The sequence below is a fragment of the Janthinobacterium sp. genome (assembly GCF_009923995.1).
Taxonomy (GTDB): Bacteria; Pseudomonadota; Gammaproteobacteria; order Burkholderiales; family Burkholderiaceae_D; genus Janthinobacterium.
The window spans coordinates 48311-61490 of record NZ_RFSK01000035.1 but is presented as its reverse complement, the minus strand read 5'-3'; the positions used below and the strand labels follow the sequence as shown (position 1 = coordinate 61490).

Annotated in this window: 8 protein-coding genes and 1 pseudogene; 7 read left to right on the top strand and 2 right to left on the bottom strand. The window is 68.8% G+C overall.

What is annotated here, in order from left to right:
• Positions 1-203 precede the first annotated feature (203 nt).
• Both EBS11_RS17595 and EBS11_RS17590 read left to right on the top strand, forming a co-directional pair.
• Positions 204-479 (top strand): hypothetical protein, encoded by a 276-nt coding sequence (locus tag EBS11_RS17595; RefSeq protein ID WP_290604803.1) that lies wholly within the window; start codon positions 204-206, stop codon positions 477-479.
• Between the two features lie 37 nt (positions 480-516).
• Positions 517-1668: a GGDEF domain-containing protein gene (locus EBS11_RS17590; protein ID WP_290604801.1), complete on the top strand. Its 1152-nt coding sequence runs from the start codon at positions 517-519 to the stop codon at positions 1666-1668.
• Positions 1669-1673: 5 nt separating this feature from the next.
• On the opposite strand, the gene EBS11_RS17585 is transcribed toward EBS11_RS17590, so the two are convergent.
• Complete coding sequence (locus tag EBS11_RS17585; RefSeq protein WP_290604798.1) at positions 1674-2036, bottom strand: hypothetical protein; 363 nt, start codon at positions 2034-2036, stop codon at positions 1674-1676.
• 281 nt (positions 2037-2317) lie between these two features.
• On the opposite strand from EBS11_RS17585, the gene EBS11_RS17580 reads away from it, so the two are divergent.
• From EBS11_RS17580 to EBS11_RS17560, 5 genes and pseudogenes are all read left to right on the top strand, one after another.
• Positions 2318-3400, top strand: a complete 1083-nt coding sequence (locus EBS11_RS17580) for an ionic transporter y4hA (protein ID WP_290604804.1) — start codon at positions 2318-2320, stop codon at positions 3398-3400.
• Positions 3401-3567: 167 nt separating this feature from the next.
• A pseudogene (locus EBS11_RS17575) lies at positions 3568-5014 on the top strand (Ppx/GppA phosphatase family protein).
• A gap of 93 nt (positions 5015-5107) precedes the next feature.
• Positions 5108-5809 carry a hypothetical protein gene (locus EBS11_RS17570; RefSeq protein WP_290604796.1) on the top strand — a complete coding sequence of 234 codons (702 nt, stop codon included), beginning with the start codon at positions 5108-5110 and terminating at the stop codon, positions 5807-5809.
• A gap of 81 nt (positions 5810-5890) precedes the next feature.
• Complete coding sequence (gene fdhD, locus EBS11_RS17565; protein WP_290604794.1) at positions 5891-6718, top strand: formate dehydrogenase accessory sulfurtransferase FdhD; 828 nt, start codon at positions 5891-5893, stop codon at positions 6716-6718.
• Positions 6719-6872: 154 nt separating this feature from the next.
• Positions 6873-7637 carry a GNAT family N-acyltransferase gene (locus EBS11_RS17560; RefSeq protein ID WP_290604792.1) on the top strand — a complete coding sequence of 255 codons (765 nt, stop codon included), beginning with the start codon at positions 6873-6875 and terminating at the stop codon, positions 7635-7637.
• An 11-nt stretch (positions 7638-7648) separates the two neighbouring features.
• Here EBS11_RS17560 and EBS11_RS17555 read toward each other — a convergent pair whose 3' ends face one another.
• Complete coding sequence (locus EBS11_RS17555; RefSeq protein WP_290604790.1) at positions 7649-13054, bottom strand: CHAT domain-containing protein; 5406 nt, start codon at positions 13052-13054, stop codon at positions 7649-7651.
• Positions 13055-13180: the final 126 nt, after the last annotated feature.

The window sequence follows — 13180 nt, the reverse complement described above, 5'->3', positions numbered from 1 at the left end:
TGCATTGCGTGGGTGGATGTTTTGTTGCATTCAGAGAAATCTGATAAGCTCCCGAGAGCATACCCGATTATAATCCGCACACCGTGTGCGCAATGGCGCGGCGGGCTGGCCACCTGCCATTTGACGCGCCCTTGCGGGCGCGGCGCAAGGCAACTACGGCTGGCGGCGGCAAGGCCGCGCAGACGGGCACCATGGAGATACGCATGTTTTTGGATCACCCCATCATTACGGCCACGAATAGCTTTACCGAACCCGACCGCATCGAACGGCTGACGCGCGTGTATGGTTACGCGGCGGCGCTGGCCGACCAGGCCGGCAATGTCGGCTTCATTGAAAAAGTGGCGCAGATCCACGATCACAAGGGCACCCTCATCGTTTTCTGGCATGAAGCGCCCAGCGAGCCGGAAAAGCAGTACTTCGTGCAGGCCTGGGCCAGCAAGGTCGGCGACGGCAGCACCAATGTCGAACACGAAATCTGACAGCAGCTGCCGCGCCAGCGCGGCGATGGCGTAGCCCATGGATATCAAGACCCTGGTACTGGCCCTGGCGCTCGGCAACCTGAGCCTGTGCGCGGCCCTGTTCTTCTTCGAATACGAGCGCAAGAAGTCGCTCAGCATGTCCACCTGGGCGGTGGCCAAGCAATGCCAGGCCGTGGCCTGGTGCCTGCTGTATTTCCGCGGCGTGCTGCCCGATTTCCTCTCCATCTTGCTGGGCAACAGCCTGCTGTTTGCCGGCATGGCGCTGGACGCCGGCGCGCTGTGGCAGGCGGCCGGGCGCAGCGGCTGGCGCCGCACCGTGCTGCCGGCGCTGGGCGGCGCGCTCGCGCTGTTCGCCACCTGCTATGTGTTCGACGTGGCGCCGCTGCTGCGCAGCGCGGGCGGTTCGCTGATCGTGGCCGGCTTCTTCCTGGCCGGAGTGGCCGCGCTGTGCCTGAAGTGGCGCGAGGCGAGCATGCTGCGCCGCTTCCTCGTCGTCAGCATGGGCATCCTGTCGCTGCTGATCGCCGCGCGCGGCGTGCTGGCCGCCACCGTGCCCGGTTTTGACGCGGAACTGATGCAGCTGGCCGGCTTCGGCGCGCTGTACCTGATGATGCTGACGAATGCCTTCGGCTACCTGCTGCTGTCGCGCGAAAAGCTGGGCAGCGAACTGGCGCGCCTGGAAGTGATCGACGCGGCCACGGGCGTGCCGAACCGGCGCGGCTTTTACCAGGCGCTGGCGCCGTGGATGGCGCTGGCGCGCCGGCCCGGCCTGCCGACGGCGCTGGTGGTGCTCAATATCGACCATTTCAAGCGCGTCAACGACAGCTACGGCCATCCGGTGGGCGACGCGGTGCTCAAAGCCATCGTCGACACCTGCCGCCAGCAATTGCGCGACAGCGACCTGATGGGCCGCCTGGGCGGCGCCGAATTCGCCATCCAGCTGCCGCGCACGACCCTGGCCGATGCGCTGATGGTGGCCGAGCGCATCCGCGCCGCCGTCGCCGCGTTGCCCGTCAAGACGGAACGCGCCGTGCTGCAGCTGACGGCCAGCCTGGGCGTGACCACCATCCGCGCCGAGGACAGCACCGTCAGCCTGTTCAAACGGGCCGACGAAGCGCTGCAGGCGGCCAAGCAGGGCGGGCGCGACCAGGTGGCCGAGGCGCCTGGCGCCAGCACGCTGGACGTGTAAGGCGCTTATTTCTTGGGCGAACCCAGCCAGCTGGGTTCCTTGCCGCATTCCTTGCTGAGGAACAGGGCATCGAGGCCGGGATCGCAGCGCCGGTCAGGCGCCTTCATCGGTTCCACGCTCAGCCATTCACTCCTGGGCAGGATTTTTTCCTCGCGCGGCGCCACCGGCGGCGCGGGCGGCAGGCTGTCCTGCCACCGGGAGGCGGCCGGCGCGGGCGGGGTGGCCCAATTCGCGTCCACCTGCTGCGCCGGCGCTGTGCCCGCGTTTGCGGCCGGCGTCTCTTCGCGCGCCTGGACGGCGGCGCACAGCAAGCTGCCCGCGAAAGCGAACAATACCGTGCGCGCGACTGCGCTAGCTGCTGAAATCATGCTTGCTCCTTGGTCAATGCCGGAAAGGCGTGCCCTGCAGTATGACGGTGTGCGCAAGCAAAAAGACAAGAAAATTGCAACCGCATGTTACCAAAGGGACTATAGTTATGGGTAAGGGGCAGGTGCGCCGCAGCAAGTTTGCCGGGGTACCGGGCATCTGCCTCCGACATGTGAATCCCCTAACTTTCATTTAAGCTAAGCAAGTTATGCTGTGGGGCGGTCGCTTGCCCCAGCGTGCCGTCCGTACCGCACCCCTCTTTCTTACTCTTGCAAGGCCCATGATGAAAAGTCTCAAATCCCTGCCTGTATGGCCCCTTGCCGCGCCGGTCGCCGGCTGGCTGTTCCTGTTCGGCTCCACCTTCAACTTCGGCGGCGCCTACCAGATCCTGCTCGTCGCCGGCCTGATCGGCAGCGTGCTGGCCGCCGTGTACCACGCTGAAGTGGTGGCCCACCGCATCGGCGAGCCGTACGGCACCCTGGTGCTGGCGCTGGCCGTGACCCTGATCGAGGTGGCGCTGATCGTCTCGCTGATGCTGGCGGGCGGGCCGGAAACGACGGGCCTGGCGCGCGACACCGTGTTTGCCGCCATCATGATCATCCTGAACGGCATCGTCGGCATCTGCCTGCTGCTGGGCGCCGGCCGGCACAAGGAGCAGAGCTTCGGCCTGCTGGGCGTGAGCGCCTCGCTGGCCACCCTGGCGGCCATCGCCATCCTGACCCTGGTACTGCCGAACTACACCTCCAGCGCGGCCGGCCCCTATTACAATTCGAGCCAGCTGATCTTCATCGCCGTCATTTCCCTCGTGTTGTACGGCACCTTCGTGCTGGTGCAGACGGTGCGCCACCGTGATTACTTCCTGCCCAAGGAAGCCGTGGGCGACGAGGAAGTGCATGCCGCGCCGCCGTCGGCCACCGTGGCCTGGATCAGCGCCGGCGCCTTGCTGGTGTGTCTGGGCGCCGTGGTGCTGCTGGCCAAGTCGCTGGCGCCCGCGCTGGAGACGGCGATTGCCGCCATGGGCGCGCCGAAGACCCTCGTCGGCATCGTCATCGCCGCCATCGTGCTGCTGCCCGAAGGCCTGGCCGCCGTGCGCGCGGCCCGCGCCAACCGCCTGCAGACGAGCCTGAACCTGGCGCTCGGCTCCGCCCTGGCCAGCATCGGCCTGACGATCCCCGCCGTGGTGGTGGTGTCGCTGGCCACGGGCCTGACGATCACCCTGGGACTGGATATCAAATCGACAGTCCTGCTGCTGCTGTCGCTGATGGTCGCCACCCTGTCCCTGGGCACGGGCCGCACCACGGTCATGCAGGGCACCGTGCACCTGGTGATTTTCGCCGTCTACCTTTTCACCACCATCGTGCCGTAGGGCGCAACTGGCGGTCGCCGTTTTGTCACAATCCTGTCACGCTGCTGTCATACGATGGGGGTAGTGTGGTAGGATTTTTAAATCGTTTAAATGATTTATATAGTTTGCCAACCCAGTTTGACAATTTTTCAGCGGTTGGCACGGCAATGACAAGACAAGAGGTCAGTATGTATGCAGCGGTGGACCTGGGGTCCAACAGTTTTCGTTTACACGTCGGCCGCCACGATGGCGACACGATACGCGTCGTCAAGAGCGTGCGCGACCCGATCCGGCTGGCCGCCGGCCTGGATGCCAATGGCGACCTGACCGAGGCGGCCATGCAGGCGGCGCTGGCCTGCCTGCAGCGCTTTCGCGCCATCCTGGCCGGCTTCGAGCTCGATGCCGTGCGCGTGGTGGCCACGTCGGCCATGCGCGTGGCGCGCAATGGCGCCGTCTTCCTGCCGCTGGCCGAACAGGCCATCGGCTACCCGATCGAGATCATCTCGGGCGAGGAAGAGGGGCGCCTGATCTACATGGGCGTGGCCAACTCGCTGGCCATTCCCGGCGAACGCCGCCTGGTGATGGACATCGGCGGCGGCTCCACCGAACTGATACTGGGCCGCGGCCACGATATCGAGCGCGTCGAGTCCTTCAGCCTGGGCACCGTCAAGCAAAGCCTGTCGTTCTTCATCGGCGGGCGCATCGACGCGCCGTCGTTCGAGGCGGCCATCCTGTCGGCGCGCAGCCATTTCGAGGATGCGGCGCCGCCGTATCATCCGCAGTACTGGAAGACGGCCTACGGCTCGTCCGGCACCATCCGCACCATCGCCGACATCATCGCCCGCAACAAGCTGGGCGACGGCCTGTTGACGAGCGCCAGCCTCGATGCGCTGGCGCGGCGCTTCATCGAACTGGGCCACACCAGCCGCATCGACATGCCCGGCCTGCGGCCCGACCGCGCCAGCACCATCGTCGGCGGCCTGGCCATCCTGATCGGCCTGTTCCGCGAGCTCGACATTCCCGTCATGACGCCCATCGAGGCTGGGCGTCATGTGGGACCTGTACCTGCGCTCGACCAAGCGCGACCGCCGCGAGCAGTCGGTGCAGGGCTGCATGGACAAATTCCATATCGACCAGCAGCGCGCAGGACGGGTCGCCGAGCAGGCGCTGGCCATGTACGCCCAGCTCAAGCCCACGTCCGAAGCGCTGGTGAAGTGCCTGCGCTGGAGCAGCCTGCTGCACGAGGTGGGCCTGGCCGTGTCGCAGACGGGCTATCACAAGCACGCGGCCTATATCGTGGAAAATGCGGACTTGCCCGGCTTTACCACGCGCGAGCAGAAGACCATGAGCCGGCTGATCCTGGCGCAGAAGGGCAACCTGCGCAAGATCGGCGAAGTGCTGTCCGACCCGGATTTTGCCAAGGCCGTGCTGGCGCTGCGCCTGTCGATCCTGCTCATGCATGCGCGCATCGAGGCCGATTTCAGCGAACTGCGGCTGCGCATGAAGAGCCGTATCGAACTCGACATCAAGCGCGGCTGGGTGGCGCACCATCCCACCGTGTCGTTCTGGATCGAGAAGGAACAGGAATTCTGGGATGAGGTCGGGGTAGATTTCACCATCCGCGCCAGTGCCTGACAGGTCGTGCCATGCGCATGACTTGATGTGCAGCAAGCAAGGTTTCAAAAAACAGTATATATTGTTTATATTATTTATTAGATTGGAAAATCCATGACCAAACCCGTCCCAGCAAAAAAGGCCGACAGCGCGCCCGTCTCGATGTTCCCCACCAGCGCTTCGATTAGCGCGGCAGCGGCCAAGACCGCACCAGCCGCCAAGGCCGCACCTGCCGCGAAGCCGGCCGCCAAGCCGGTGGCAAAAGCCGCCGTCAAGCCTGCGGCAGCCAAGCCCGCCGCCGTGAAGCCTGCCGCCGCCAAACCTGCCGCAGCCAAGGCGCCAGCCGCCAAGGCCGTAGTGGCCAAGCCGGCGGCGAAGGCCGCAGTGGTCAAACCGGCCGCCAAGCCAGCTGCCAAGCCTGCCGCCAAGGCCGCCACCAAGCCAGCCGCGAAAGCTGCCGCCAAGCCTGCCGCCAAGGCCGCCGCCAAGCCGGCAGCGAAAGCCCCGGCCAAGCCCGTGGCCAAAGCCGCCGCCAAGCCGGCCGCCGCGAAAAAGGCGCCTGCCGCCAAGGTCGCCGCCGTGAAGGAAAAAGCCCGCAAGCCGAAACTGGTGCGCGACAGCTTCACCATGCCGGAAGCGGAATATGAAGTATTGGGCCAGGTCAAGAAAGCCTGCCTGAAAGCCGGCTTCGAGATCAAGAAGAGCGAATTGCTGCGTATCGGCGTGGCGCTGATCAGCCAGATCGACCTGGCGACCCTGCAAAACGTGCTGGCCGGCTTGCCGCAGCTGAAAACGGGCCGTCCGAAGAAGGATTGATGGCGCGGGCAGGGCGGTCCCGCACGGACTGCCGCCCGCTTCGCCGTTCTGGTTTACCATGGGGCCTGTACTAGTTCCCCCATGGTTGCCATGTCAGAAGATATTCATGCCGAACGCGCCGGCTTCGTCGAGCGCGCCATCGTCCGCCACCGCGCGGCCGATGCCATTCCCGCCATCGACCGCGTCGCCGAGGAAATCCCCGTCGCGCTGGTCTTCAATGGCATTTCCCACGTCGTCATGATGGCCACCCCGCGCGACCTGGAAGCGTTTGCCTACGGCTTTGCGCTGACGGAAGGCGTGGTCACGTCGGCCGCTGCCATCTTCGACTGCGAAGTGTTCCTGCGTCCCGATTCCGCCGAAGTGGCGCTGACCATCGCCCAGGAAGACTTCGTGCGCCTGAAGGACCGCCGCCGCGCGCTGACGGGGCGTAGCGGCTGCGGCGTGTGCGGCATCGACAGCATCGAGATGCTCGACCTGCAGCCGGAAGCGCTGCCGCCGTCGCTGATCCACGTCGACCTGCCCGCCGCGCTGGCGCGCGCAGCCGCCGGCCTGCGCGAGCACCAGGCGCTGATGCAGGCCACGGGCGGCGTGCACGCGGCCGCGTGGTGCGCGCCCGACGGCGCCATCGTGCAGGTGTTCGAGGATATCGGGCGCCACAACGGCCTGGATAAGCTGATCGGCCACCTCGCGCTGCACCAGGTCGACATGCGGCGCGGCTTCGTCTTCCTCTCCAGCCGCGGCAGCTACGAGCTGGCGCGCAAGGCCGCGCGCATGCGCATTCCCCTGCTGGCGACCATTTCCGCTCCCAGTTCGCTGGCCATCAGTATCGCCACCCAGGCGGGCATGAAGCTGGTGGGCTTCTGTCGCCAGGATGCCTTCGTCGACTACACGCCCGGCATCGCCCTGTAAGCGCCGTATTTACTGGCGGCGCGCACGGGTGTGGTAATTCCGCACGCTCTCCCCCTGGTATTGACTTGCGTCATGGAAATGACATTCGGCTGTCATTTTCCTGACATATTAGGCAAGTACGCTGGAGTCGTCTTGATCACAGGGGGATGAAACCATGCAAAACATAAGCGCGTCAAACGAAGTCAAGTCCCGGCCGGTCCAACTGGTGCTGAGCCAGGCCACCACGGCCGCTGAACTGCGTGAAGTACAGCGTCTGCGCTACAAGGTGTTTATCGAGACCATGGGCCTGACGTCGCTGGCCAATGCCGATGGCCTCGACAGCGATGAATTCGACGCGCATTGCGATCACCTGATCGTGCGCGATGCCGATACCCTGAAAGTGGTCGGTACCTACCGCGTGCTGAGCGCGGCCAAGGCCGCCAAGATCGGCCGCCTGTACTCCGAAAATGAATTCGACCTGAGCCGCCTGAACAACCTGCGCGGCCGCATGGTCGAAGCGGGCCGCGCCTGCATCCATCCGAAGTACCGGGGCGGCAGCGTGATCATGCTGCTGTGGTCCGGCCTGGCCGAGTACATGCGCCGCGAGCGCTGCGACTACCTGGTGGGCTGCGCCAGCATCAGCCTGGCCGATGGCGGCCACAATGCCGTCGCGGTGTACCAGGCGCTGGCCGAAAAGCACATGGCCCCCAGCGAATACCGCGTCACACCGCACCTGCCTTTCCCCATCCACCAGGTGGAAGCGGCGCACAAGCCGCAGGTGCCGCCGCTGATCAAGGGCTACCTGCGCTCGGGCGCATGGATTTGCGGCGAACCGGCCTGGGATCCTGATTTCGAAAGCGCCGACATGTTCATGATGATGCCGCTGGCGAACCTGGATGAACGCTATGCGCGCCACTACGGGGTCGTGCCGGGCAACTGAGGCGCGTCCGCTCACGGCGGCAGCGCGCCGGCCAGCGCCTGCACGGCGCTGCGCAAGCCGCCGTCCGCTCCCTCCGGCGGCAGCAGTTCGAGCAGGAAGCGCAAGGGCACGGTGATCGCTTCCGGTTCGCCGATGCTGCCGTGGCGCCGCACGGCGTCGTGGTACAGGGCCAGGAAGGCCTGGCGCGCTGCGGCATCGAAGGGCACGCCGTCCTGCGCGTCCCACAGGGCCGCCAGCAGGGCGGCGCGCACGGGGGCGCTGGCGTCGATGGCGCGGTGTTCGTCCGCATGGCGCTGCTGCGCGTAGGCGATGGCGTCGTGCAGCAGCTCGCCCAGCTGCGGATGCAGCGCCTGCCAGGCGCTGTCGTCGTCGTGGGCTTTCAGCAGCAGGGCGCCCGCCAGCACCTGGAAAATGAGGTCGCAGTCGGCCACGCCGCTGCGCAGCCGCGCCTCTTCCAGCGCCGCCAGGCAGGCGTCGCTCATGGCCCGCAGCGCCTGCCCGGGCGCGCTGCCCGCGCGGCAGGCCAGGCGCGCCTGCAGGGCCCAGTAGCGCCCCAGCAGCGCCAGGCGCTGCGCCGTGGGCGCCAGCGCCACCAGCAGGTCGATATGCCGTTTGCCGTCCTGCATCAGCTGCCGGCCCCGCACCGGGTCGCACGCGGCCGGCACGTCGATGCCGGCGCCGCCATCCACGCCGCACAGGGCCGCGCCCTGGCGTATCTCCAGTTCCGCGCAGTGGGCCAGCGCGCGCAGGGCCACCTTGCCGTCGGCCGCGCTGTGCGCCGCCCGGTAATGTTCGATGGCGCGCAGGGTGTTGTCCAGCCCACCCAGGCCGGCCCGCGTGGCGGCCATGTTTTCGCGGATGTCGGCGCAGCCGAAGAAGCGCGCGCGCACGGCTTCCTCGATGCTGCCCAGCTTTTCCCCGATGGCCGCGCGGCGCGCCGCATCGGCGCCCGCCAGGCGCGCGTGCAGGGTTTCCAGGTCGGCCAGCAAATGGCCGTGGTAGTGGTAGTCGGGCGCCTGCCAGGGGCGGCTTTGCGTGTTCGGGAAGCGGTAATGGTCGTCGCCATACGCCTGGTAGGCGCCCCAGGTGTTCGAGGCGGGGAACTGCACGTACGCGGCCTCGCGCGCCAGGCGCACGGCGTCGCCGAAATATTCGCCGCTCAGCATGGCGTGATAAAAGCTGTGCGCGAAGATGCTGGCCGCCTGGTCGTCGATGCGCCAGCCGGCCGCGATCACCGCCTGCGAGCCCATTTCGATGAAGGCCGTGGCCAGGCTGGCGGCCAGCTTGGACCAGGGCGCGATGGCGTCCGGGCGCATGTCGCCCAGGTGGCAGCAGTTGATGAAGACGAATTGCGGCACGCGTTTCAGCTTGCTCACCTGCGCCGCCGTCAGGCGCGTCTTCGGCCCCAGCACCAGTCCCGTATGGGCGATGCCGGGGCCGGCCACCTCGCCGTGGCCGGCCAGGTGGATGGCGAAATAGCGCTCGTCGAACAGGTGCACCAGCACGCGCTGGGCCTGCGGCCGCAGCAGCTCGCGCACCTGGTAGCCGTACGCGCCGAACATGCGCGCCACGTCCTGCGCCTCGGCCTGGGCGGCGGGCAGTTCGGACAGGCCGGAATCGGTGTCGCCGATCACCAGCACGTTGCTGCTGGGCGGGCTGGTGGCGGGCGGCTGTTCGCGCAGGCTGGCCAGCTGGCGCACCATGCCGATGCGCGTCGACAGGGGGCTTTCCTCGCCGTCGGCCTCGTCGCGCATCAGTTCCCACGGGTAGATGGCGGCGCTCTGGTCGACGGCCAGGATCAGGCCGCGCATCTCGGGAATGGCCGCCTTCAGGCCGTTGGGCAGCATCAGTTCATACAGCGCGCGCGACAGGCCCGGCTGGTCGGTGGTGTTGTCGGTGGCGTCCATGATCAGGCCATCGACGGCCTGGCGCTGGTTCGGCTCCTCGTCGACGCTGTTGTGGGCGCGGTCCGTCAGCAGCGTGAAGCGCAGGGCGCCGGAGAGATCGGCGGCGACGATCTGCACGCGGCGCCAGCCATTGTCGCCGCTCAGGATGGGCAGGATGCGCCGGTAGCCGCCAGGGCTGTGGCGGATGCGCTGCTCGAACGTGAAGCTGTCCTGGTAGCGCGCTTCGGCCAGGATTTCCTCGATGGCCATGGCGGCGGCGATGGCGCGCGCCTCGGACTGCTCGTAGATGGCGAGATGGCCGATGCGGCAAGCCATGCCCGCGTCTTCCAGGCGCCGGTTGGCGCTGCGCGCGCCGTCGACCAGGGCCCGCGCGCACAGGGCGATGCTCAAGCCGCCGTAGCCGGAACCGGACAGCAAGCTGGCCACGCGCAGGCCGTGTTCGCCCGTCGGCGGCGCGGCCAGGTGGCCGGCGGCGCGCACCTGCAGGCAGACGCACGCGTATTCGAGCAGCCCGCCGGCGAAGGCGCGCGCCAGTTCGCCCGGCGTCAGCTCGCCCAGCGGGCCCAGGCCGATGACGATGGCGCCGCCGGGGCGCCGCGCCGCATCGGGCTGCAGCACCACCAGCGCGGAATCGGGGCGCTGCGGGAAGCGGCCCAGCGCGTGGATTTCCTGCAGCTTGCCCGCCAGCAGGCGGTCGAGAAAACTCATGCTGCCGCGCAGCGATTCGTAGGCGTAGCAGCCGCTCATGACGGGGGCGTCTGCCGAGGCCATGCTGCCGTGGATGACGGAAATGCCCAGTCCCGGCGCGCGCCGCTCGGGCGCGACGGCGGGGCGCGCGGCGCCGATGGCCGCGTCGAGCAGCTCCTGCGGCTGCGGGTACAGCGGCGGCGCGTCGGGCGCGTGGGGCCGGAAGCGGGGCGGGGCGGCGCCAGGCGCGTGCGGCGGATGCAGCGGCAGCGGCCCGCCCTGGCCCGTGTCGAGCAGCTGCGCGATGGCCGGGTAATGCTCTTTTTGCAGCAGCAGGTCGCCATGCGCCACGGGCAGGTAGCAGGCGTTGACGCCGGCGGGAATCGCGCCTTGCCACGGCGTGCGCCCGTCGCCATCGGGGGTCCAGGCCACTTCGATGCCGCCGCCGTGCAGGCGCAGCGCCACCGGCGTGTCGGCGCAGCCGGCCAGGTAGCTGCAGTGCCGCGCCTCCAGCGTGGCACCGGCCAGCAGGGCCGCCGTGGCGCGCGCCGCCGCCAGCGCCGCCGCCTCGGGCGCCTGCCAGCCGCCGGGCTGGCCGGCGTGCGGATCGCCGGCCGCCAGCGTGGCCCAGGCCTCGGCGTCGAAGTAGTCGATGGCGCCGCCCGCCTGCGGCCAGGGCAGCATTTCCAGCACGCCGGGGAAGGCGCGCACGAAGCCGAGGAACTGGCGCCGCGTATGCTTCCAGGCGATCCAGCTGGCCAGCATGCGCACCAGCGGATCGCGTCCCAGCAGCACCTGCACCATGGCATGGCTGCCCTGGTTGGCCGTCCCCACCTGCAGCAGGCGGCTGCCGGCGATGGCGCCGAAGCGCTGCCAGCGGTCCTTCAGGGCCAGGCGCGCCACCAGCCCGCCCATGCCGTGGGCCAGGATGCGCAGCGACTGGCCGCGCTGCTGCGCGTCATGCATGGCCGCGTCGAGCACGGGCAGGAAGGCCGCGGCGGAGTCCTGCAGCGACAAACGCCAGTCGTAGGTAAAGGGCCGCACTTCCTGGCTTTGCGCGAGAAAGCGGGCGAACGGTTCGTAGCTCGATTCGAGCCAGCCGGCGCTGACGATGTGCGGCTGGCCCACGGCCAGGCGTTCGATGCGGCCTTCCACGAGGTTGACGGGATCGAACCAGATGCGGTTGCTGCCCACCTGCAGATGGCTGCCCATGATGTCGGGCAGCAGCAGCACGATGGGCGCCTGCTCGCGCCGTTTCGGCACTTCGCCGCCGCGCGCCAGCATGCCGTGCTCCATGCCGGCCAGCGGCAGCCAGGTCGCATCGTCGCCCGCCAGCGCCTGCACGGCAGCCGCGCCGGACGGCGCGCGCTCGAAGTAGTTCAGGTGGTGCACCTGCGGCCCGCGCAGCAGCAGCTGGCGCACGGGCGTGCTGCGCATGGCGCCGCCCGCCATCGAGGCGCAATTGACCACCAGGTCGCTCTGCCCGCCATAAAACATGTCGCCGAGGCAGTCGCCCAGCCAGCCCAGCAGGCTGTCGCCGCTGCAGTCGCCCGCCAGCACGTGCAGGGGGCTGGCCACGCGCACGTCCGGTGCATTGAGCAGGGCCACCAGGGGCGAGTCGGGCATCATCGCCTCGAGTCCGGGCAAGATGCGCGCATCGCAGCGCTGCTGCACCACGGCCAGCAGGAAGGCGAGGGCGCCGTCCGGCGTGTCGCCCGGCGCCGCGCCCTGCAGCAGCTTGAGCATCACGCTGGCCCAGCGGTCCAGGCGGCCGGACATCAGCGTGGTGCCGCGCGCGGGACAGGCCACGCGCACGAAGCGGGCGATGCGGATGGCGCGCGTCTTCAGCTCCATGCTCAGCTCGCGCAGGCGCGCCGCGTCCTCGGCGTGGCCGGCGCGCCCGCACAGCTGCGCCTGGGACGTGAAATGCTCGATATCGTGGCTGTTGAACGCTTCGCCGCCCACCGTGTTCTCGCTCGCCCGCGCCAGGCCGTCGCCGGCCAGGTCGACGGCGCCGCGGCTGTCGATGCGCTGCGCGCGCGCCAGCAGTTCGCCCACCATGCCGCCGCGCGAGTGGGCCAGCAGGTGCAGCACGGCGCCGTGCGGCAGCTGGTGCACGAGCGCCAGCGCGTTGTGGATGGGACTTTCGCTCAGGCTGCGGTGCTCGTAGCCGTAGATGCGGTTGCCGTACTGCGCCGCCAGCTGCGGCGCCAGGCCGTTGCGCCACAGGCCGCCGAAGCTGCGCGGCGTCGACGACGCCGTGCCGTGCAACAGCAGCAGCACGGGTTCCGGCCCGGCCGGCAGGCTGGCGACCTGCGTCATGGCGCCCGTTTCGATGCCGCAGCGGTACAGGCCCAGGCGCTGCTCCAGCTGGCGGTCCTGGAAGGCGCCGGCCGCCGCCAGCGCCGTCATGGCGCCGGCGCCGCTGCGGTAGACGCGCACGGCGCGCAGCATCCAGGCCCCCAGGCCGTCGCGGCTGGCGCCTGGCGGCGGCCGCACCGCCTGCGGGCGCAGGGCCAGTCCCACGTCGATGGCGGGCGGCGCGCCATCGCGGGGCAGCGCGGCCGGACCCAGGTAGCGCGGCAAGTCGAGGCTGCTTGCCAGCAGCGAGCCGCCATCGCTCAGCAGCAGCTGCACCACGTCGGCCGGGCCGATGTCGAGCGCCACGCGGCAGCTGCCGATGCCGCGCGCCCCCGACAGCACGTGGCTCTCGCCGTGCCAGCCGGGCGCGGCGGGGCACTCGCCGCAACTGGCGAGGGGGTCGCGCGTGAGCGTCAGGCGTAGCACGGGCGGCGCGGCCGGTGCAGGGGACTCGCTGGACATGCGGATGAAAAAAAGAGCTAAAAGCTGACCTTGATACGGGACGGGGCAAGGCGTGTTGCGTCAGATCAAGTCGATGCGGGAAATGGCGGCCGGAAGGCGGAAAGGCGGGGGAAGGGGCAAGCGCGT

Excerpts from the sequence above, each read along its gene's own strand:
- EBS11_RS17595 (WP_290604803.1), top strand. The coding sequence starts at position 204 with ATGTTTTTGGATCACCCCATCATTACGGCCACGAATAGCTTTACCGAA.
- EBS11_RS17590 (WP_290604801.1), top strand. The coding sequence starts at position 517 with ATGGATATCAAGACCCTGGTACTGGCCCTGGCGCTCGGCAACCTGAGC.
- EBS11_RS17585 (WP_290604798.1), bottom strand. The coding sequence starts at position 2,036 with ATGATTTCAGCAGCTAGCGCAGTCGCGCGCACGGTATTGTTCGCTTTC.
- EBS11_RS17580 (WP_290604804.1), top strand. The coding sequence starts at position 2,318 with ATGAAAAGTCTCAAATCCCTGCCTGTATGGCCCCTTGCCGCGCCGGTC.
- EBS11_RS17570 (WP_290604796.1), top strand. The coding sequence starts at position 5,108 with ATGACCAAACCCGTCCCAGCAAAAAAGGCCGACAGCGCGCCCGTCTCG.
- fdhD (WP_290604794.1), top strand. The coding sequence starts at position 5,891 with ATGGTTGCCATGTCAGAAGATATTCATGCCGAACGCGCCGGCTTCGTC.
- EBS11_RS17560 (WP_290604792.1), top strand. The coding sequence starts at position 6,873 with ATGCAAAACATAAGCGCGTCAAACGAAGTCAAGTCCCGGCCGGTCCAA.
- EBS11_RS17555 (WP_290604790.1), bottom strand. The coding sequence starts at position 13,054 with ATGTCCAGCGAGTCCCCTGCACCGGCCGCGCCGCCCGTGCTACGCCTG.